This window comes from Bacteroides sp. 224, from assembly GCF_010500995.1.
In the GTDB taxonomy this organism is placed as follows: domain Bacteria; phylum Bacteroidota; class Bacteroidia; order Bacteroidales; family Bacteroidaceae; genus Bacteroides.
Window position 1 is genome coordinate 40,491 of the sequence record NZ_QVMK01000019.1, and the last position, 21,780, is coordinate 62,270.

A 21,780-nucleotide genomic window follows, 5' to 3' on the forward strand; every position below is an offset into this window, starting at 1 on the left:
ACCATTATTTCTTTAGTTTTTTCAGTCTGCTTTCAATCATGCTCTTTATGCCATCGTTGCCTTCATAGTTTTGTTGCAAACTAAGTAGATATTGGCGAGCATCCAGCGTATTGCCCATTGCCACGTATACATCCGATAAGAGTATAAAACCACAAGCCAACCAATAAGTATGCGGTGTACTCATGTCGATAAAGTTCAATAGCTCTTTCTCTGCATCTTGGTATTTCCTTTCTTTATAAAGCTGCTCGGCTACCAAATACTTGGCTTCGGCACCATATAGGTTGCGAGTGTCTTTAGCCAGGAGTTTCAAGTCGGGCATAGCAGTTTGTCCGGCTTGTTGGTTCAAGTAAGCTTTGGCGCGATAATAGGTGGCTTCGTTGCTCAATTCGGGAGTTAACTTGGGGTTTGCAAGCAAAGCGGTGGCGGCATGAATGGTTTCCACATCTTCTTTCAGCAAATAGGCAGTGCGCAGAATGCCTGTCTCGGCCAGTAACCTGCGTTCCGGGGTAGCCGCTTTCTCTTTCAGTTGTTTGTAAACAGACAGCGCTTCTTTGTATTGTTTTGAGTTGAATTGAACTTCTCCACGCATTATCAAAGCTTCTTCGGTAAACGGACTGTTCGGGTATTCCAACAGTTTGCTTGTATGAAGCAAGATCCGATCATAACTGCCTTGCTCTTTAGCTATCAAAGTCAGGTAATAATGGGCATTCAAGCCGAAAGCTCCTTCCGGATAACTTAAAATATACTTCTCAAAGCTCTCTTTGGCTTGCTCTGTTTTTCCACGGGCATATACTCTTTCGGCAGCTACATAAGTTAGTGAATCCTGTTCGCTGGCATCGAAGCGGATGTTTCCCGGAAGTGAGGCAGCCAATGCGGCAAACTCATCTACTCTATTCATATCAATGTAGATGGATTTAAGGTCGCGCATGGCCAAACGGGCTTCGTCGCTTCCCGAATATTCCTGTACCACTTTCTTGTAGGAGGCGATGGCTTGCTCATAAGCTCCATCCTGATAATATAGCAATCCGATTTCTGCGGCAGCTTTTCTACTAACGGGGCTATTGGGATACTTCTCTACCAATTCATTGAATGCCAGAATAGCCTGTTGGTTATTCTCCATCAGTACATACGAGCGCCCTCTTTCATAAATAGCATTCACCAAATACGGAGAAGAAGGATACTTCCCGGTCAAACGATTCAGCAATGTGATCTTCCCTGCATAATCTTTTTGCAAACCGGATACCAATGCCAGTTGATAGAAAGAATAATCTCCGGCAGGAGTATCCAAAGCCTCTGCTTGCGAGTAGTAATGCTTGGCTTCACCGAAATTACGCACATAGAAGTAACAATCGCCTACCCGGTTGTAAGCATCTGCAAGCGTAGTATTGTTGTGGCTTTGTTTCTCTAAACGGGTATATTTCTCAAACCAGGTTAATGCCTGTGTGTAGTGTTTTTGTTGGAAAGCTGTATAGCCCAGGTTATAATGAGCCAAGGTATACATCTCTGCATTGGTTTGCTTATTCAATCTCAGGTATTCCGAGAAATCGCGTGCGGCTTCTTGCATCTTATCAAGGCGATAGTAAGACTCTCCTCTCCAGTAGCAAGCATCGGCATGAGTCTGCCTGTTGTATGTTCCCAAAACGATGGACTGATTGAAATAGTCGATGGCTTGTGGAAAGGCAGCATTGGCAAATGATTGAGCCCCCAACTGAAACAGTATTTTCTGTTTTGCCTCCATTATCTGAGTACTTGGCTTGGATATCCGCTCAATAGACTTCAAGGCAGCTTCGTAACTACGGGTATTCAGATAAACATCTACCAGGTAGCTACTGATTTTTTCTTTGTAAGCAGAATGAGGGAAATCGTTTAAGAAGCGTTCAAACACCGTTACCGATTCTCCGAAGGCAGAGAAAGAGGTTTCGTGTATGCAAAGCGCATAGTTGTAAGCGGCTTGCTCTTTTACCTTCATATCGGCATTGGAGGCGGCAGCTTGTTCAAAGGCCATGCGTGCTTTATTCTTCTCCATAAGTTGCAGATAAGAAAGGCCGAGGTGTAGATAGGCATTCTGCGTCAGGGCATCGCTCACTGTTACTACTTCTCCAAGTGTTGAAGCAGCTTTAGAGTAAACTCCGGTTTGATAGTAAGACATTCCCTGCATATAAAGAGCACTGCGTTGAGGTTGCGGAGTTTCGGCCATATAATTATCGAAGCGAGTAAGTGCATTGTTATAATCGCCTCCGGTATAATATATTTCACCAAGAATACGATGCATCTCATAGGCATACGTAGTGCCGGGAAAAACAGATGCATAAGGAGCTTCCAGATAATCTTTTGCCATTTTCATTGCCTGGTCGTACTGCTTTTGTTGCAGATAAATCTCTGCTATATAATATGGTACAAACGATTTGTATTTCTCGTCATTCTGCAAGGGAAGGAAAGCGGTCAATGCTTCCTCATAGCGTCCTTGTGTATAGCGTATATAGCCTATGTAGTAAGAACAATCTTTATTATACTTACTGCTGCTACCCCTCAGGGTTTCAAACCAAATGGCGGCCTGACTTACATTACCTACCGACAGGTAAGAGATGGCTTTACGGTAAGTCATATCATCGCGCTCTTCATTACCCAACCATTCAAGACGAGAGGAGCCAAACATAGCCAATGCCTCATTATACTTTTCTTCAAAGAAATAGGCAGAAGCCATCAGGGCATAAAGCCGATTGCTATAAGGGTTGTCGGGGTATTTATTCAGATAGGCATTTATCTGTTCTATGCAGTTCTTATCCTGCAATTCATATCCAAGGCTGGTAAGCATGTATTCGGCCTCCATCAAGTGGTCGTTCGTAGCTGTTTGTTTTACGAAAGCTTTTAATAAAGGAGCCGCCACTGTGTAGTTTTTTTGGAGGAACATTTCTCGTCCTTCTTTATAAAGATCGGAGGGAGACGAAACTCTTCCTGTTAGTTGTGCCGACCCTACAAGCGGAAGGCAACAAAAAGAGATGCAAATGAAACGTAAAATTCTATCTTTCATATCTTTAGAGTTTTCACAAAAGTACAATTTAAATTGAAAGTTGAAAGTTGAAAATTGAAAATTACCATTCGGTATTATCATTAGAGAGTAATGAATTAATGTATTTTTGCAATCCTTTACGAATGGAACCTAACCCAAACTCTTCTATCTGTATTTTATTTAAAGGCAGAAAGAAGGTGTCGGCTACATCGTCCATAGCTTTTATGTGGGATGTATCTTCTACTTTGCATACAAAAAACATATCCAGAGTATGCACCTCGAAGCCGGAATACATATAAAGGTTAGGCAGGGAGAATTGGTAGATAGCTTCTTTTACTACTAATCCGGTTTCTTCGAGTACCTCGCGGATGACTCCTTCCTCGCCTGTTTCCGCCATATCTATAAAGCCTCCGGGGAGGTCGAGTGTTCCCTTGGCGGGTTCTTTAGCCCGTCGGCAAACCAGTAGTTCGTTGTTGTGATTGACGATAAAGGCTACCGTAGCTGCCGAAGAATTAAAATAGTACACAAAACCACAGGCATGGCACTTCTTGGCTTTTTCATTGTGAACAGTAAACTTATTAGAGCCGCACTTGGGGCAATAGACAAATTGTTCTAAGGGATGTTTCATTGTTAATCAGGTTATGGCTGCAAAGATATAGAATAAAACGATACCTTTGCCGCATGAAAAAATGGATACATGCATTCTTTACACTTTTCTTTCCACCTTGCTGCATCGTATGCAACCGACCACTTAGTGAGAGTGAAGAATATATGTGTTTGAAGTGTAATATGGGCTTACCTCGCACCAACTACCACCTTTATAAAGACAATTATGTAGAGAAAATGTTCTGGGGAAGGATTCCCATTCAACGAGCCACTGCCTTTTTCTTTTATCAAAAGGGAAGTGAGTATAACCAATTATTACATCAACTAAAGTATAAGGGCTACAAAGAAATCGGCGAAGCCATAGGAAGAGTATTAGCCACCGAGATTCAGTCGTCCGGTGACTTTTTCCATTCCATTGATGTCGTTATTCCTATTCCTCTGCACTCCCGGAAGAAAAAGAAACGAGGGTACAACCAGAGTGAATGGATAGCGAAAGGGATCAGTAATATAACGGGGATTCCGATGGATACCGTTTCTGTTGTCCGTGAGAAAGATACGGATACGCAAACGCGGAAATCGAGGATGGCTCGCTGGGAGAATGTGGAGGGGATATTCAGGTTAATTGATCCGGATGGTTTTCAAGGTAAGCATGTATTGCTGGTGGATGATGTGTTGACGACGGGGGCGACGATGGAAGCGTGTGCGGAGGTGTTCAATGAGGTGAGTGGGGTGAGGGTTAGTGTGCTGGGAGTGGGGCTGGCGAGGGATTAGGGGGTCTTGGGGTTCAACAGGTAAAAAGAGTTCACCACAGGTTTCGCAGATTAACACAGATTATTTATTCTTTTTCTACAGCAGATATTACTACTACATCATCAGTATTATATATTGTTATAAGGTCGCTATAGCGTTTGCCATTTTTGTTTCATCGCGTTTTTGTATCCTTTTATCCGGCAATGATATATCGTTTCTTTTCTTGTTTTAGCTTTTTATAAACTTATTCCGACAGGCAGAACAGAAACAAACCTCACCATTTTTCTATGATTTATCTATTTAAGAAAACCATGATTTTGAATTCAATCTTCAATCAGTTTGCATTCAATTTACACTTCCGGGTTTTTGCTGCTAATGGGGAAATAAGAATCCTTTTTCATGAAGGATATAACCGTATTTTGTGTACCTTTGAAACATGAAACAAAAAATAATATTATCCATATTGGCACTTGTATGTTTCTGCACTATCTATGCGCAGACGTACAATGGGAATGCTTACAGGAAAAGCGTTACCCCCACTAAGAATGTAATTGTGATGATTCCCGATGGAACATCTATGGGTGTTGTTTCTGCCGCCCGTTGGTATCAAATCTACAACAAACTGGGTGGAGAAAACCTGGCTATCGATCCGTATTTTTGCGGAACAGTAAAAACCTTCTCTTCGAATGCCCCTATTGGCGATTCTGCTCCTACCACCTCGGCTTATATGACGGGGATGCCACAACAAACAGGCAACGTTGCCATCTACCCACCGGCCGATCCGGAAAAAGACTTGGTGACCGTAGACCCCGAAATGGCTTATCAACCTTTAGCTACGATATTGGAGGCTGCACGCATCGAAAAAAATAAAGCAACAGGACTGGTGGTTACCGTAGAGTTTCCCCATGCCACTCCTGCCGATTGCGCCGCCCATCACTACAACCGTGGAAAATACAAACAGATTGCGCCGCAAATGGCTCATCAAAACCTCGACGTTATGTTTGGAGGTGGAGTAAGCATCATTACCGACGACATCAAACAGCATTTCCAAAACAAGAACATAGCTTATTATGCCAACGACATTAACGCCTTTCGTCGGCATAACGAAGGGAAAGTATGGTCGCTGTGGTGCGACAACCAAATGCCTTACGACATCGACCACGATAAAAGCGAAATCCCGTCTCTGCAAGAGATGACGGAGAAAGCTCTTAACCTGCTCTCGAAAAACGAAAACGGATTCTTCCTGATGGTAGAAGGAAGCAAGGTAGACTGGGTGGCACATGCCAACGACGCCGTGGGTTGCATCACCGAATTCCTTGCTTTCGACAAGGCAGTAGCTTCTGTCATGGAGTTTGCCAAGAAAGATGGTAACACCACCGTCATCATCCTACCCGATCATGGAAACAGCGGATTCACTATCGGTCGCCGCGACCTGCCCAGCTATGATAAAGCATCCATCCACCAGTTATTTGCCAACGTATCTAAATACAAACGCACAGCCGAAGGCATGGAGAGAATCTTATTAAAAGAAAAGCCCGAGAACTTTAAAAAGGTTATCAAAGAGTATACCAACATTGATATTACCGACGAGGAGTTAAAACAACTGATTGAATCGGAAAACTACAAGCCCCAAAACTACATGAAGGTAAGCGACGGCAAAAACATGATTGCCAAACTGGTAGAATTCATGAACAAACGTACCTACTTCGGCTTTACCACCGGCGGACATACTGGCGAAGAGGTATTCCTGGCCGCCTATCACCCCCAAGGAGACATCCCTACAGGAATGAATACGAATGTTGAAATCAATCACTATCTATCAGATGCACTTGGATTAGAAAAAAGATTGCCTGAGCTAACCCAAGAGATTTTCGCCAAGCATACCGATGTATTCGAAGGATTGAAATACAGTATCGACAAAAGCGACCCCGACTTCCCTGTTTTAATTATTAAAAAAGGAAAGAAGAAGCTGGAGATACCCGCCTTTAAATCGGTAGCTTATTTGAATAAAAAAGAGATTGAATTAGGCTCTGTAACAGTTTATATAAAGAGGAATGATACATTTTACTTGCCTAAAGAGCTGAAAAACAAGTTCTAACTCACAATATTGAAAGGTGAAAGCAAAAAATACTACTAACCAATAGATTATCAATTGGTTAAACTGTTACTTGCTTTCATCTTTTATCTTTTCTTTTTTTATTTTCAGTTTATTAACTACCTTTGCATTCACTATTCAAAACTTAATAAAAACATGATTATGAAAAAAATCTTATTTATCGCAGCTTTGTCTGTTGGATTCCTGTTTGCAGGGTGTAGTAGTGATGATGATAACAATGGAAACGGTAATGGAAATGGGTACACAGGTCTTCCTTACTCGGAACTTAGCCCTGAAGACCAAAAAAAGAAACTGGAAGAACAGACTAATGAGTTTCTGGAAATGGCAAGCAACCTTAAAGATTCAGAATCTATAGATGCTTTTGAAAGCTTGTCGGCATTATTAAATATTTCGTCGCCTTTTAGCAATGATAAAGATGATGAAGAAGGTGGCACAAAAGAGGAGCCAGCAATTCCGGATTTCCCAATACATCCATCGCGTGCAGTAGAAGACTTACTTACATACAGCACCCTGTATGGTGTTTACACTTGGAATCCTGAATTAGACTGGGGATATGGCGACTGGGAAAAAGAAGAATCTACCTCGGAACTTAAACTTATCTTCCCTACCAAAGACAGCGAAACAAACAATGCATCATTAGTAATTTCTGCTATAGAAAGCAACATTATTGCAGAAATTGATGGTAAAGAATTCTACTTGCCAACTTCTGCCAATGGTACATTTTACATAGGAAACAAGAAAGTAGGAAACATTGCTCTTACATCCGAATACAAAAACAACAAGCCTGTTCCTGCAAAAACCACAGTTACTGCTAATTTAGACAACTATCAAATGAAAACTACATTTGATAAAGCTGCTGCAAGAAAAGCTGAGTTTTCTGTTACCTACAATAACAAAAAGATGATTTCGATAGTAGCCGATTCAGATATCGATCTGGACACAGCACTCGAAAACGGAGATCGCTTGAAAGGCAAATTGAAGATGGTTGCTACCCTATTAACTAACTTAGAATTCACTTTCGATAGTGACTTAAAAAAGTTTAGAGAAGAGATAGACAAGTTGGGAGACTATAATACTGTTTCTGGGGATAAAATGGCAGATATCTACAACAAGTATATGCCTACAACTTTAGTTGACAAAGCAAGCAATACTACAATAGCCGACCTTGTTTGGAAAGGTGAAGGTACTTATGACTATACTGCTTATCTAAAGTTCAACGACAACACACTGGTTGAAGCCGAAGCCTATTTCCAAGGATTCAATTCTGTTATGGATAAATTGGAAGAGCTTTTTGGTATAGCACTCGACGATGATGAGGTTGCACCTGTTGAAGCTGAAAGAAACTAAAAAAAAAAGACACATACTTATCTTTTAAATAATAAAACTGTTCCTGCATAAGTTAATTGTGCGTGAACAGTTTTTTCGTAAAATGCTGAAAAAAATATTCCTACTCTGCTTCTTTATCTTTCCGTCTATCTATTGCGTTGCGCAAGGAGTGGCAGAAAACGACACACTAATACAACTGCTCGAAGAAACCGTCGTCATCGCCCGTTCCAAAAACCTGATACGCACCACCGAGGGAGGAAAAATCAACCTTACCACCGACAACCTCCACCAAGTACCTTCCCTACTGGGTACCCCGGACATTATTAAAGTACTCCAATTAATGCCGGGAGTACAAAACTCCGGAGAGAGCAACGGACACCTCTACGTTCGCGGTACCGACCCCGGACACAACTTAATACTCTTCGACGAGGCACCTATTTACGGCACCTCGCACCTTTTAGGCATTTTCCCTTTCTTCAATACAGATCATGCCAAGCGGGTAGAGTTCGATAAAACAGGCACGAACGCCCAATACAGTAGTAAGTTGGGAGCCACCCTGAAAGCAATATCCAACAACCAGCTTCCGGAGGCCTTTTCTATCAGCGGAAACATTGGGTTATTAGCCTCTCAGCTTCATACCGAAATACCCATCGGAAAGAAAACAGCTCTCTACCTCTCCGGTAGGCAAACGTATGTAGATCAGGTATTGATGCCCATCATCGAATCTATGACTTCCGACGAAGATGAAATCAGCGATCTGACTTACAATTTCTCCGACGTTAACGTCAGCCTATTAACCAAACCTGCTCCAAAACACCAAGTACAGGTGAATGCCTTTTTCAGCAAAGACCGCTTTGGGATGAAAGAGAAAGAAAGCTTGCTCGATGGCTCCATGAAGTGGACTAACCTTACTGCATCTGCCACCTGGAATTGGGAGATAGATGCTCAACGAAACTTTAAACAAGCCGTTTACTTCTCGCAATATGATAATAAGCTGTTTATCAATCAGGCAACCATTAACTTGGATGTTCAATCAGACATCAAAGACTGGGGTGCAAACAATACCTTTGAGTTCGAACTATTAAGGATTCCTTTGCAAACAGGTATGCAGTTTTCCGGATACCGGGTATCGCCCCAAAAGATCTTTGCCAATCAGTTTACAGAAAATATTCCGCAACCGGACAACCGGGTAGATGCCTCCTTACTCTCCCTGTTCTTGCAGGGGCAACCTCAACTCACCTCCAAGCTTCGTGCCGAAATGGGGATAAAGTTCAACTACTATCATAGCACGCATGCTTCAAAAAAGAAGAACTCTTTCACTCATATAGAGCCACGAATCAGTTTGCATTATGCTCCGAATACGAGCTTCAACAGTTACGTTGCTTATGCCTGCAAACATCAGTATATCAACCTTATTACCACTTCCAGCGTAGGCTTTCCTACCGATTTCTGGATTGCTTCTTCGGGAGATATACCGGCTCAGCAGGGACACCATTTCTCCATCGGTTCTGTTTACAAACCACTTTACAATATCGAAGTAAGTGCGAACCTCTTCTATTACCAACTGAACCGGTTAATCGAATACCCTTTCAACGTGCTTCAATTCAATGAAATAGGCAGTTTCGACGATGATATATATACCGGGAAAGGAAAATCCTACGGACTTGAGTGTATGGTAAGAAAAACAGGTCGCCTCTCCGGTTGGATCAGTTACACCCTGAGCCGTTCCGACAGAACATTCAGTGAGATAAACGAGAACAGAACTTTTCCTTCTAAATTCGACCGTCGACATAATTTATCGGCCGTAGCAAGTTATCGCCTCTCCCCTAAATGGAATGCTGCTCTTACACAAGTATTTGCGTCGGGTAGTCGATTTACCATTCCTACCTCCTGGTATTTTATCAACAACAACCCGGTAAAAGAATACGGAGACTATCACAATGCTAAAATGCCCGATTATATTCGTACCGATATCTCCTTCGATTACTTTCTAAAGAAAACAGAGCAGAAGGAGAGCGTACTGAACTTTTCCATCTACAACGCCCTTGGAGTAGTTAACCCCATCTATGTAGTTTTAGATGTTGAGACAAGCGAAACCGGCAATCAGATTAAGCCCCGTGCCCGCTATAAGAAACTATATACCATTCTTCCGTCGGTTAGCTGGCGGTTCAAATTCTAACACCCAAGCCTCATGAAATCAACCTATACAGCAGCTATCCTTTGTTGGATTCTTCTCTCCCTGTCGGCTTGTCAGCGAGGAAAATACTCCGACATCCCTGTCGACTCCAAAATAGTTATCGAAGGTTGGATTGAACAGGGAGATGTTGCCAGAGTTATTCTTTCTCACAGCGCACCGCTCACCGAGGAGGTAGATTCGTCCAATTACCTGAAGTACGTAATCCGGTCGGCCATGGTTATCGTTTCCGACGGTACAGAGAAAGACACCTTACGCCTAAAATCAGACTTACAGCACCTACCACCATACGTTTACACAGGCGAGAAAATAATCGGAGAAACCGGAGGTCAATACCACCTTACTGTTAAGTATCAGAATAAGGAGTTCACAGCCCAAACCACCATCCCCGCATCTGTGCCTATAGAAAGTGTGGAATATATTAAAGAACATCCGAACGACACTACCGGACACCTAACCATTCGCTTTACAGACCCTATCGGCGAAACCAACTATTACCAGGTAGCCACCTTGCTGGAAAATCACGACAACATATTCATTCCGGCATTATATGGAAATCTCTCCGACGATAGCTTCTCTTCTTCTCAGGTAGTATTCAAAATTACCCGCGGCATCACCGTATACCCGGAAACAAACTTCCAGGCTTACTTCACAGATGGAGATCAAATCCGGGTGAAACTACGTACCATGACCGAAGAGGGATTCAACTTTTGGAACTCCTGGCAAAATGAGATTATGAATGCGCTGAACCCTTTATTTCCGGCCAATAGTAGCTTAAAAGGTAATATAAAGGGAGGAGGGATTGGCTTCTGGGGTGGGTATGGGCAGGATTGCATATACATCCCCTCCCAAGCACACCACCTCTCCTTTCCTTAGCGAAGCCTGCACATCAATCAATCGTTGATTGCTGCTGCCTCTAAATAAGAGAGATTCATTGCGGTTTTTATGGTCATAGCGTCCATCTACCAATACATCGATATAAGGTAGTAAGGCAGATAGTCTTGTGTTATTTAGGATAAATTCAAACCGGAAGCCGGTATAGCACCAGATTGTTTTCCGGGTGCGGGATTTAATCTTGCGGGCCAACTCCGTAAACCCTTCCGGCTGAAAGAGCGGATCGCCTCCGCTAAAGGTTACATTGGCAAATTCATCGGCAAGCACCTTTTCTAACAGCTCATCGGTGGATAGAGACATGCCTTGGTTAAAGTCCCACGACTCCGGGTTATGACATTCCGGACAATGGTGACTGCAACCTGCGGCATAAATAGAAGTCCGGAAGCCCGGACCGTCTACTGTAGTATCTTCAATAATATCGAGAATAGAGAGTTTCATTAGGAGTTATGGATAACACGATCATTAAGTTCTGATAATTTCGCTTTGTTCCAACGGTTGGTTGTTCCTACCAGATAACCGGTAATACGCTGCAACTTATCTAAGTTCCGACTCTGACAGTTAGGACATTCCTCCAAATCGGAAACGGCATTCTCATACCCGCAGTCTAAACAACGATTACGGTTGTGATTTACAGAACCATAGCCAATATTATACTTATCCATCATATCTACTACTTGCATAATGGCTTCCGGATTATGAGTGGCATCTCCATCAATCTCTACATAGAAGATATGCCCACCACGGGTAAGATCATGATAAGGGGCTTCTATCTCCGCTTTCTTACGGGCACTGCATTTATAGTACACAGGCACATGGTTAGAATTGGTGTAATAATCGCGGTCGGTAATTCCCGGCAATGCGCCATATTGCTTTCTGTCTCTAGCGGTAAACTTACCGGAGAGTCCTTCGGCGGGAGTAGCCAATACACTGTAATTATGCTGATAGCTTTCGGAGAATTGACTTACACGATCGTTCATATAAGCCACCACCTTCAGACCCAACTCCTGGGCTTCTGCATCTTCGCCATGATGTTTTCCGATAAGAGCCACCAAACATTCTGCCAAGCCAATAAAACCTATACCTAAAGTTCCCTGGTTAATAACCGGGGCAATGGTATCGTGTGCTTTCAGCTTGTCGCTTCCTTTCCACAAAGCAGTCATAAGCAAAGGAAATTGTTTGGCATAAGCCGTTTTTTGGAATTCGAAACGCTCGTGCAACTGACGGGCGGTGACTTCCAACATGTGATCGAGTTTGGCAAAGAAGCGGGCAATACGCTCGTCTTTATCAGCTATTTCTTTGCACTCCAAAGCCAATCGTACAATATTGATGGTGGAGAATGATATATTTCCGCGACCGATAGATGTTTTCTGTCCAAAACGATTCTCAAATACACGGGTACGGCAGCCCATAGTTGCTACCTCATGATTATAGCGCAAAGGATCATTAGCATTCCATTCTTCGTGCTGATTGAATGCAGCATCCAAATTCAGGAAGTTAGGAAAGAAACGACGGGCAGACACTTTAGCCGCCAACTGGTAAAGATCATAATTACGATCTTCGGGTAAGTAGCTTACTCCTCTTTTCTTCTTCCAGATCTGGATGGGGAAAATAGCTGTTTCGCCATTGCCTACGCCTCTGTACGTACTCCGCAATAATTCGCGAATCACGCATCTACCTTCGGCCGAAGTATCTGTTCCATAATTGATAGAACTGAACACTACCTGATTCCCTCCTCTGGAATGAATGGTATTCATATTATGAATAAATGCCTCCATCGATTGATGTACACGAGACACTGTTTTATTGACAGCATGCTGAACCAATCGTTTATCTCCTGTAAGTCCATCAAGAGACAGCGTAATATAGTCGCGAATCTCCACATTATAAAGATGCGAATAGTCTTGCCCGTTCAGTTCTTCCAAAACCTTCACCTCCTCGATGTAGCTGCTGCGCACATAAGGAGCCAGATAGAAATCGAAAGCCGGAATAGACTGTCCGCCATGCATTTCGTTCTGAGCAGTTTCCAAAGAGATACAGCCCAGAATACTGGCTGTTTCAATTCGCTTAGCCGGACGAGACTCGCCATGACCAGCCGAAAAACCATGCTGAAGAATACGATCCAGCGGATGCTGAACACATGTTAAACTCTTGGTAGGGTAATAGTCTTTATCATGAATATGAAGATAGTTTCCGGCTACGGCATCTTTCACTTCCTCGCTCAACAAATAGTCATCTACAAAAGGTTTGGTGGTTTCGCTGGAGAATTTCATCATCATACCTGCCGGAGTATCTGCATTCATATTTGCATTCTCCCGAGTTATATCATTGGATTTTATTTCGATAATCTCCAAAAACATATCTCTTGTTTTTGCTTTGCGGGCCACGCTTCGCTGATTTCGGTAGGCAATGTACTTCTTGGCAACATCCTTCCGGCTACTATTCATCAGCGCTACTTCTACAGCATCCTGAATAGCCTCTACTGTCATCTGAGACTCTCCTTGAAAAGAAATATGATCGGTTATTTCGTTAATCAACTGCCTATCTTCTCCCTTTTCGGTATGAAGCATGGCTTTACGAATAGCTGTAGCTATTTTATCTTCGTTAAAACCGACCACACGGCCGTCTCTTTTGATAACTGTTTGTATCATGAGTTTATTTAGTTAAATACGCTGCAAAGATAAACATGATAGAGCATACAATTGTTCAAACGGATAACTTTTATGTCGTTAATATTTGTAAAGCCACTGACTATCAAATATTTATTTTTCAAAGTGGAAAACTTTTCAAAAGTTACACTCGAAAAACTTTTCTATTTCAGAAATGTTTCTATTTTAAGCCAATAAAATAAATGTAAAATTAAAGGAATAGCCAAAGAATACAGAACCGCCTGGTAGTAAAGGGGTTATCAACCTTAAAAAATGCAACCGGCATTTCGCATAAATGCAACTGGCATTTGGGGCAAAAGCAACCGGCATTCAAATTACTTGAAACTACCTATCCTATCTTTTTCGCAGTTTCTACAGAAAAAACCTGCTAAATGCTGCAATAATTCCTTATCTTTGCCTCATTATCACATTTTCAACGAGTAGATGATGCCATTCAATTTCACTCACATTCTGACACAGGCAGTCGATGAGCTTTCGGACAGCGAATCATACAAAGGACTGTTTCACCAACATAAAGACGGAGAGCCACTACCCTCGGCACCGGTTTTACGTGAAATCATTGAACTTGCACGAGCTATTCTCTTTCCCGGTTATTACGGAAATTCCACCATAAACAGTCAAACTATTCATTATCACATTGGAGTAAACATTGAAAAGTTATTCAATTTATTAACCGACCAGATTCTTGCCGGACTTTGCTTTAATGTAGAAGACGAATGTTTTGACTCAACCCAAACTAAACGCGAAAGGGCTACCCAAATAGCAACCGAATTTGTTGCCAAACTCCCCGGAATGCGGCGTATTCTTGCCACAGACGTGGAAGCGGCATACAAAGGCGACCCTGCCGCACAGAGCTACGGAGAAGTAATTTGCTGCTATCCCGCCATTCGTGCCATTACTAATTACCGCATTGCCCACGAATTATTGGTACAAGATGTACCGCTAATCCCCCGCATTATCACAGAAATGGCTCATAGCGAAACCGGAATAGACATCCACCCCGGAGCGCAAATTGGTTCTTATTTCACAATCGACCACGGCACAGGGGTAGTGATTGGCGCAACAACCATCATTGGCAACAACGTAAAACTGTATCAAGGGGTTACGCTGGGTGCTAAGAGTTTTCCTTTGGACGAGGACGGAAAGCCAATCAAAGGAATTATTCGCCACCCTATTCTGGAAGACGATGTGATTATCTATTCCAATGCCACCATCCTGGGAAGAATCGTTATAGGGAAAGGCGCTACCGTAGGCGGCAATATCTGGGTAACGGAAGACGTGCCTCCCGGAGCACGCATTGTACAACGAAAATAACTGCACATATATCATAATTAACTTACATGAGCAAACAATTTGAAATGATCGCTAAGACCTTCCAAGGTCTGGAAGAAACTTTAGCAACAGAATTAACCGCATTAGGAGCCGATGAGGTACAGATTGGACGACGTATGGTATCTTTTTCGGGAGATAAAGCCATGATGTACAAAGCCAACTTTTGTCTTCGTACCGCTATTCGTATACTTAAACCCATTAAACATTTCGAAGCAAAGAATGCAGACGAAGTGTACGAACAAGTAAAAGCCGTTCGTTGGGAAGAGATTCTGGACATCGACAAAACTTTTGCTGTGGATGCTGTTGTATTCAGCGATGAGTTCCGTCATTCCAAGTTTGTTTCTTATAAAGTAAAAGATGCTATTGTAGATTACTTCCGCGATTTAAACGGCAAGCGTCCGTCTGTACGAATCAGCAAACCGGATGTATTGCTCAACATTCACATTGCGCACACCACTTGCACACTATCTCTCGATTCTTCGGGCGAATCTCTTCATCGCCGCGGCTATCGCCAAGAAGCTGTTGAGGCTCCATTGAATGAAGTATTAGCCGCCGGAATGATTCTATTATCCGGTTGGAAAGGAGAATGCGATTTGATAGACCCCATGTGCGGTTCGGGTACAATACCCATCGAGGCTGCTTTAATAGCCCGCAACATTGCTCCCGGAGTATTCCGCAAGGAATTTGCTTTCGAGAAATGGGTAGACTTCGATCAGGATTTATTCGATTCTATCTACAATGACGATAGCCAGGAGAAAGAGTTCACCCACAAAATATATGGTTACGATAATAACCCCAAGGCCAACGAAATTGCCATTCATAATATAAAAGCCGCAGGAGTATCTAAAGATGTAATCCTTAAGCTACAGCCTTTCCAGCAATTTGAGAAACCGCAGAAAAAATCAATCATGATTACCAATCCTCCTTACGGAGAACGTATCTCTACAAGAGACTTGTTAGGATTATATCAGATGATTGGAGAAAGATTGAAACACGCCTTTACCGGAAACGATGCCTGGATATTGAGTTACCGCGAAGAGTGTTTCGAGCAAATTGCACTAAAACCAAGCGCAAAGATTCCGTTGTATAACGGTGCGTTGGAGTGCGAATACCGTAAATACGAATTGTTCGACGGAAAATATAAAACCTTTAAGAAAGAAGAAAACGAAAAACCTTTCCACCGTAAAGAAAGGACTAAACGTAATTAACCCAATATCTATGAAGAGAATTTTAAGACTAACCTTATGCATGGTTTTGCTGACAAGCATCAACGTTATGGCACAAAAACAACAGCCAACATTAGAAGAATTAATTCCCGGAGGATCTAAATTTCGCTTTGCCGAAAACATCTACGGTCTGCAATGGTGGGGAGATGTATGCATCAAACCCGGAATTGACAGCCTTTTCAGTGTGAACCCGAAAACCGGAAAAGAAACGCTCTTGCTCACCCGCCGGCAAGTGAATGAAGCATTGGAGAATAAGCTGCCTCATCTCTACACAGTACAACTACCCTGGCCGGGAGAGAAGAAAATACTTATCGGTCAGGCAAAAGGATATGTTATTTACGATTTCGAGAAGCATGCGCTGGATCAGACTTTTGCAAGAAAAGAAAGAGCCGCCAATCTCGATTTCAACCTTCAAAGCAAGCATACAGCTTATACCATTAATAACAATCTGTATGTAGACCAAACAGAGGTAACCAACGAGCCCGAAGGTGTGGTTTGCGGACAGCCTGTACATCGTAATGAGTTTGGCATCAGCAAAGGCACATTCTGGAGCCCCAAAGGAAATCTGTTGGCTTTCTATCGTATGGACGAATCGATGGTTACTCAATATCCTTTGGTAGACATCACCCAAAGAATAGGTACCGTTAACAATATACGTTACCCAATGGCGGGTATGCCCAGTCATAAAGTAACCGTGGGGGTATATAACCCGGAAAACCAAAAAACAATTTATCTGGATGCCGGCGACCCTACCGACCGCTTTTTTACCAACATCAGTTGGGCACCCGATGAAAAGAGCATCTACCTGATTGAAGTAAACCGCAACCAGAACCACGCCAAACTTTGCCAGTACAGTGCAGAAACAGGTAAGCTGGTAAAAACGCTGTTCGAAGAAACGCATCCCAAATATGTGGAGCCTCAACACCCCATCATCTTTTTGCCTTGGGATCATACAAAATTCATTTATCAGAGCCAAAAAGATGGCTACAACCATTTGTACCTTTATAATACAGAAGGAAAAGAGCTGAAACAAATCACCTCGGGAAACTGGTTGGTACAAGATATACTTGGCTTCAACGAGAAGAAAAAAGAAGTCGTTATAGCAAGTACGGAAAACTCTCCTTTGCAAACCAACGTCTTCCGTGTGAATGTAACATCCGGCAAACGCACCCCGATAGGAAATGCCGAAGGGGTTCACCAAGCTACATTAAGTGCTTCCGGCAATTACATCATCGATCGTTACTCCTCTCCCCAAACGTCTCGTTGCATTGATATTATAGATATTCAAAAGAATAAAAGCATCAATCTGTTAACTGCCAAAGATCCTTTCGAAAATTACGAAATGCCTTCTATCGAGGTGGGAACCATTAAAGCTGCCGACGAAACCACCGACTTATACTATCGTATAGTTAAACCGGCAAACTTCGATCCAACCAAGAAGTATCCGGCCATTGTATATGTGTATGGAGGTCCACACGCCCAAATGCTCAACAATGGGTTTCAAAACGGTGCCCGCGGATGGGATCTTTACATGGCTAATAAAGGCTACATCATCTTTACATTAGACAACCGTGGAAGCAGTAACCGCGGATTGGAATTCGAAAACTGCACCTTCCGTCGTTTAGGCATCGAGGAAGGAAAAGACCAGGTAAAAGGAGCTGAGTTCCTTCAATCTCTTCCTTATGTAGACGGAAACCGCATCGGGGTACACGGATGGAGCTTCGGAGGACACATGACTACTGCTTTACTACTTAGATATCCCAACCTATTTAAGGTAGGAGTTGCCGGTGGTCCGGTTATCGACTGGAACTACTACGAAATAATGTATGGAGAAAGATATATGGATACTCCGCAGGCTAACCCCGAAGGATACAAAGAAACCAACCTGAATAATCTGGCCGGAAACCTGAAAGGGCATCTACTGATTATTCATGATGATCATGACGACACTTGTGTGCCTCAGCACGCACTTTCTTTCATGAAGGCTTGTATCGATGCGCGTACCTATCCGGATTTATTTATCTACCCCAACCATAAACACAATGTGGCAGGTAGAGATCGCGTTCATTTGCATGAGAAAATAACAAGATATTTTGAAGAAAAACTTAGCCTCTCCCCAACCCTCTCCAAAGGAGAGGGAGAAGGAAGATAGCTCTTTATCATAAGCAATAGAAGAAAATAATAAACTATAAAAGAAACAGAAAAGATGAACACATCAGTCAAATCTAACGCCAAATCTCCCCTCTCTTCCGGAGAGGGGAAGGGGGTGAGGCTTCTGCTATTAGGTTCGGGAGGACGCGAACATGCCATGGCATGGAAAATCGCCCAAAGCCCCAAAGTAGAAAAGCTGTATATTGCTCCGGGTAATGCCGGAACGGAATTGGTAGGAGAAAACGTAAACATCAAAGCCACAGACTTTGAGGCCATTAAAACATTCGCCCTCGAAAAAGGTATAGACATGATTGTTGTTGGACCCGAAGATCCGTTGGTAAAGGGTATATATGATTTCTTCACAGAAGATATCACTACGCGCCACATCGCTATTATTGGTCCTTCTATGAAAGGAGCCCAATTAGAGGGAAGCAAGGAATTCGCCAAAGAGTTTATGCAACGCTATGATATCCCAACCGCTCGCTACAAGAGTGTAACCAAAGAAAACTTAGAAGAAGGAATCGCCTTCCTCGAAACCCTGAAAGCACCATACGTACTGAAAGCCGATGGCTTGTGTGCCGGAAAAGGAGTATTGATTCTCCCTACCCTGGAAGATGCTAAGTTCGAACTAAACGCCATGTTAAGCGGCATGTTCGGACAGGCAAGCGCCACAGTGGTTATCGAAGAATTTATCAAAGGCATAGAATGTTCTGTTTTTGTGCTTACAGATGGCAAAAGCTACAAAGTACTACCTGTAGCCAAAGACTACAAACGCATTGGTGAGGGTGATACCGGATTAAACACCGGTGGTATGGGTAGTGTAACCCCCGTGCCTTTCGCAGACGAAGCATTTATGGAGAAAGTACGCACCCGCATCATCGAACCAACCATCCGAGGATTGCAGGAAGAAGAAATTGCATATAAAGGCTTTATCTTTCTGGGGCTTTTCAATATGGATGGCGAACCCTTGGTCGTTGAATACAACGTTCGCATGGGCGATCCTGAAACAGAAAGCGTTATGTTGCGCATTCAAAGCGACTTGGTAGAACTGCTCGAAGGCATCTGGAACGAAGATCTTGATAGCAGAACACTTGAAATAGATCCGCGCACAGCCGCCTGTGTAATGATGGTAAGTGGCGGTTATCCGGAAGCTTACGAAAAAGGATTCCCGATTACAGGATTCAACCTGGCCGAAAAGTCGGACAGTATTCTTTTCCATGCCGGAACAACCAAGAAAGACGGACAAACAGTTACCGATGGAGGTCGCGTAATTGCCGTGTGCTCTTATGGCGAAAATAAAGAAGAGGCGCTGGCTCAAAGCTATAAAGTAGCTAATATCATCAGTTTCGAGAATAAATACTTCCGTCGCGACATCGGATTCGATTTATAAAAGTGAGAGGTAAATATCTACAGAATAAAGCAACCACAGGCAGGTTCACCCTTCCTGTGGTTATCCTTATAACCATCGTATGCTGGGTGGTTAGCTTTTTCCTTATCTCCGATCTTCCCGAAAGGGCAAATACATATACTTTCCTGAAAATTATTTCTACGGAATCAATGCCAACCTGGACCAGCCAGTTAATCAGCTATACGCTGCATCTGGCCATTGGTTACTTTCTGATATCTCTAAATAACACGTTCGCTATTATACGCGTTCGGGCATCTATACAAACAGCTATTTATTTATTGCTTATTGCTGCATGCCCTGCTATACACCGTCTTTATTCGGGAGATGCCGCATCCATTGCAATGCTTCTTTCCGTTTACTATTTATTCGGAGGGTATCAAAGCCCCCAACCTGCCCATGCTCTTTTTCATTCTTTCATATTTCTAAGTATCGGCAGTTTAGCCTTTCCCAAGATTTTATTATTTGCACCTATTCTTTGGATTGGAGCCTTTAATTTCAAGGCACTTACATTCCGAAGCTTTCTGGCCTCCCTTATTGGTTGGAGCATCCCCTATTGGTTCTTCTTAGGCCATTCTTATTTCTTTGGCGAAATAGATAACTTCTATCGCCCTTTTATCGAGCTAATAACTTTTCACCCTATACAAATAGAATTGCTGGAACCTTGGGAATTGGCAACTCTCGGATACTGTTTTATTCTATTTGCCGCAAGTGCCATTCATATTTTTGTAAGTGGATATAAAGATAAAATACGAACCCGAAGCTACCTGCACTTTCTTATATTGCTGGACTTCTGCGTGTTCTGTTTCATCTTGTTGCAACCCATTCATTTTATGGACTTGCTTTCTTTATTAATGATCGGAGTTAGTATCCTCATTGGCCACATGATGGCATTGACAGGTAACAAAGCCTCGAATATATTTTTCATTGCTTGTCTTATTTGCCTTGTTACTTTATTTGGTTTTAATGTATGGACGCTTTTATAAATTTTCTGATTGAATGGGGATATGTAGGCATGTTCCTTTCTGCTTTACTGGCCGGAAGTGCCGTGCCGTTTAGTTCCGAAGCCGTGTTGGTGGCGTTGGTACACCCAAGCACAGGACTAAGCCCAACTTTGGTTATCATATCCGCATCCTTCGGCAATTTACTCGGTAGCCTTACGTGTTATTGGCTGGGACACCTCGGCAAAATGACGTGGCTCGAAAAATACTTCCACATGAAGCGGGAAAAGATAGAACGCATGCAAGCTTACCTGAACGGCAGAAGCGCCTTCATGGCATTCTTTGCATTCCTCCCGATTATAGGAACATTGATAGCTGTGGCACTTGGCTTTTTGCGAAGCAATGTATATATAGTATCCGTAAGCATGTTTGTAGGTAAACTGCTCCGATACATATTAGTAGCTATGGCAGCATTAGGAATTTTTTCTTCGATATAATCATGAAACGAATCGTTGAACATACAGCCGACGGCAGTTCCACCTTATTTGTACCGGAACTCAACGAGCACTACCACAGCGTGAAAGGTGCCCGTACGGAATCGCAACATATATTCATCGATATGGGGATGAAACATTCCTCTGCCAACCCTATTCGTATATTAGAGATTGGGCTGGGAACCGGATTAAATGCTTTCCTCACACTTACCGAAGCCGAACAAAGTGGAAAGGAAGTGCACTACACCGGCCTTGAATTATATCCCTTAGATTGGGAAACAGTTCGTTGCCTGGAGTACAGCGACAGCACACTGTTTCAACAAATACACGTATCTCCCTGGGAGCAGGAAACCAAGCTTACTCCTACATTTACGCTTACTAAAAAGAAAACAGATTTTACTCTTCTACCACAAGACGGTACTTTGAAAGGCTTTGATGTTATCTACTTTGATGCTTTTGCCCCCGAAAAGCAACCGGAGATATGGAACGAAGAACTATTTAAACATTTATACGTTATTATGAACACAGAGGGCATATTAACCACCTACTGTGCCAAAGGTATCGTTCGCCGAATGTTGCAGCAAGCCGGATTTACCGTAGAACGGTTAGCAGGCCCCCCCAACGGAAAGCGTGAGATATTGAGAGCCGTAAAAAATAAATCTTAACCAC

At 42.8% G+C, this 21,780-nt stretch carries 15 protein-coding genes and 1 pseudogene; 12 read left to right on the plus strand and 4 right to left on the minus strand.

Annotation, left to right across the window (positions count from 1 at the left end; translation table 11 throughout):
• Nucleotides 1-4: 4 nt before the first annotated feature.
• Nucleotides 5-3,031 (minus strand): tetratricopeptide repeat protein, encoded by a 3,027-nt coding sequence (locus tag D0T60_RS10405; protein WP_163218122.1) that lies wholly within the window; start codon nucleotides 3,029-3,031, stop codon nucleotides 5-7.
• 61 nt (nucleotides 3,032-3,092) lie between these two features.
• The gene (locus tag D0T60_RS10410; RefSeq protein WP_163218123.1) at nucleotides 3,093-3,638 is read right to left on the minus strand and encodes an NUDIX domain-containing protein; all 546 of its coding nucleotides are present in this window, start codon (nucleotides 3,636-3,638) and stop codon (nucleotides 3,093-3,095) included.
• 53 nt (nucleotides 3,639-3,691) lie between these two features.
• Here D0T60_RS10410 and D0T60_RS10415 point away from each other — a divergent pair, with 53 nt between their 5' ends.
• The 5 genes from D0T60_RS10415 (at nucleotide 3,692) to D0T60_RS10435 (ending at nucleotide 10,878) form a co-directional block, all read left to right on the plus strand.
• Complete coding sequence (locus D0T60_RS10415; protein WP_163218124.1) at nucleotides 3,692-4,387, plus strand: ComF family protein; 696 nt, start codon at nucleotides 3,692-3,694, stop codon at nucleotides 4,385-4,387.
• Nucleotides 4,388-4,802: 415 nt separating this feature from the next.
• Nucleotides 4,803-6,464: an alkaline phosphatase gene (locus tag D0T60_RS10420; RefSeq protein ID WP_163218125.1), complete on the plus strand. Its 1,662-nt coding sequence runs from the start codon at nucleotides 4,803-4,805 to the stop codon at nucleotides 6,462-6,464.
• A gap of 159 nt (nucleotides 6,465-6,623) precedes the next feature.
• On the plus strand, nucleotides 6,624-7,829 hold the full coding sequence (locus tag D0T60_RS10425) for a hypothetical protein (protein ID WP_163218126.1): 1,206 nt from the start codon (nucleotides 6,624-6,626) through the stop codon (nucleotides 7,827-7,829).
• 82 nt (nucleotides 7,830-7,911) lie between these two features.
• Nucleotides 7,912-9,987 carry a TonB-dependent siderophore receptor gene (locus D0T60_RS10430; RefSeq protein WP_163218127.1) on the plus strand — a complete coding sequence of 692 codons (2,076 nt, stop codon included), beginning with the start codon at nucleotides 7,912-7,914 and terminating at the stop codon, nucleotides 9,985-9,987.
• A 12-nt stretch (nucleotides 9,988-9,999) separates the two neighbouring features.
• Complete coding sequence (locus tag D0T60_RS10435) at nucleotides 10,000-10,878, plus strand: DUF4249 domain-containing protein (protein WP_163218128.1); 879 nt, start codon at nucleotides 10,000-10,002, stop codon at nucleotides 10,876-10,878.
• Here D0T60_RS10435 and nrdG read toward each other — a convergent pair.
• A complete protein-coding gene (nrdG, locus tag D0T60_RS10440; RefSeq protein ID WP_163218129.1) occupies nucleotides 10,777-11,334 on the minus strand; it encodes an anaerobic ribonucleoside-triphosphate reductase activating protein in 558 nt (185 codons plus the stop codon). The two genes, D0T60_RS10435 and nrdG, sit on opposite strands and share 102 nt — an antisense overlap.
• Complete coding sequence (locus tag D0T60_RS10445) at nucleotides 11,334-13,544, minus strand: anaerobic ribonucleoside triphosphate reductase (protein ID WP_163218130.1); 2,211 nt, start codon at nucleotides 13,542-13,544, stop codon at nucleotides 11,334-11,336. The genes nrdG and D0T60_RS10445 overlap by 1 nt, the downstream gene beginning before the upstream one ends.
• 441 nt (nucleotides 13,545-13,985) lie before the next feature.
• Here D0T60_RS10445 and epsC point away from each other — a divergent pair, with 441 nt between their 5' ends.
• The 7 genes and pseudogenes from epsC to mnmD all read left to right on the plus strand — a co-directional run bounded on the left by epsC (nucleotide 13,986) and on the right by mnmD (nucleotide 21,776).
• Nucleotides 13,986-14,876 (plus strand): serine O-acetyltransferase EpsC, encoded by an 891-nt coding sequence (epsC, locus tag D0T60_RS10450; protein WP_163218131.1) that lies wholly within the window; start codon nucleotides 13,986-13,988, stop codon nucleotides 14,874-14,876.
• Between the two features lie 26 nt (nucleotides 14,877-14,902).
• Nucleotides 14,903-16,057 (plus strand): annotated as a pseudogene (locus D0T60_RS10455) (class I SAM-dependent RNA methyltransferase); the annotation flags it as partial.
• A 55-nt stretch (nucleotides 16,058-16,112) separates the two neighbouring features.
• Nucleotides 16,113-18,272, plus strand: coding sequence for a S9 family peptidase (locus D0T60_RS10460; RefSeq protein ID WP_239059541.1), 2,160 nt, complete (start codon nucleotides 16,113-16,115; stop codon nucleotides 18,270-18,272).
• 114 nt (nucleotides 18,273-18,386) lie between these two features.
• The gene (gene purD, locus D0T60_RS10465; protein WP_163218201.1) at nucleotides 18,387-19,661 is read left to right on the plus strand and encodes a phosphoribosylamine--glycine ligase; all 1,275 of its coding nucleotides are present in this window, start codon (nucleotides 18,387-18,389) and stop codon (nucleotides 19,659-19,661) included.
• Nucleotides 19,662-19,663: 2 nt separating this feature from the next.
• The gene (locus tag D0T60_RS10470; protein ID WP_163218133.1) at nucleotides 19,664-20,662 is read left to right on the plus strand and encodes a hypothetical protein; all 999 of its coding nucleotides are present in this window, start codon (nucleotides 19,664-19,666) and stop codon (nucleotides 20,660-20,662) included.
• Nucleotides 20,647-21,114, plus strand: coding sequence for a YqaA family protein (locus D0T60_RS10475; protein WP_163218134.1), 468 nt, complete (start codon nucleotides 20,647-20,649; stop codon nucleotides 21,112-21,114). The genes D0T60_RS10470 and D0T60_RS10475 overlap by 16 nt, the downstream gene beginning before the upstream one ends.
• 2 nt (nucleotides 21,115-21,116) lie before the next feature.
• Nucleotides 21,117-21,776, plus strand: coding sequence for a tRNA (5-methylaminomethyl-2-thiouridine)(34)-methyltransferase MnmD (gene mnmD, locus D0T60_RS10480; RefSeq protein WP_163218135.1), 660 nt, complete (start codon nucleotides 21,117-21,119; stop codon nucleotides 21,774-21,776).
• Nucleotides 21,777-21,780: the final 4 nt, after the last annotated feature.

Bases quoted from the DNA above. Each gene is read 5' to 3' on its own strand.
- D0T60_RS10420 (WP_163218125.1), top strand. From the start codon at position 4,803: ATGAAACAAAAAATAATATTATCCATATTGGCACTTGTATGTTTCTGC.
- D0T60_RS10430 (WP_163218127.1), top strand. From the start codon at position 7,912: ATGCTGAAAAAAATATTCCTACTCTGCTTCTTTATCTTTCCGTCTATC.
- mnmD (WP_163218135.1), top strand. From the start codon at position 21,117: ATGAAACGAATCGTTGAACATACAGCCGACGGCAGTTCCACCTTATTT.
- D0T60_RS10445 (WP_163218130.1), bottom strand. From the start codon at position 13,544: ATGATACAAACAGTTATCAAAAGAGACGGCCGTGTGGTCGGTTTTAAC.
- D0T60_RS10425 (WP_163218126.1), top strand. From the start codon at position 6,624: ATGAAAAAAATCTTATTTATCGCAGCTTTGTCTGTTGGATTCCTGTTT.
- D0T60_RS10435 (WP_163218128.1), top strand. From the start codon at position 10,000: ATGAAATCAACCTATACAGCAGCTATCCTTTGTTGGATTCTTCTCTCC.
- nrdG (WP_163218129.1), bottom strand. From the start codon at position 11,334: ATGAAACTCTCTATTCTCGATATTATTGAAGATACTACAGTAGACGGT.
- D0T60_RS10410 (WP_163218123.1), bottom strand. From the start codon at position 3,638: ATGAAACATCCCTTAGAACAATTTGTCTATTGCCCCAAGTGCGGCTCT.
- D0T60_RS10460 (WP_239059541.1), top strand. From the start codon at position 16,113: ATGAAGAGAATTTTAAGACTAACCTTATGCATGGTTTTGCTGACAAGC.
- D0T60_RS10475 (WP_163218134.1), top strand. From the start codon at position 20,647: ATGGACGCTTTTATAAATTTTCTGATTGAATGGGGATATGTAGGCATG.
- D0T60_RS10415 (WP_163218124.1), top strand. From the start codon at position 3,692: ATGAAAAAATGGATACATGCATTCTTTACACTTTTCTTTCCACCTTGC.
- D0T60_RS10405 (WP_163218122.1), bottom strand. From the start codon at position 3,031: ATGAAAGATAGAATTTTACGTTTCATTTGCATCTCTTTTTGTTGCCTT.
- epsC (WP_163218131.1), top strand. From the start codon at position 13,986: ATGATGCCATTCAATTTCACTCACATTCTGACACAGGCAGTCGATGAG.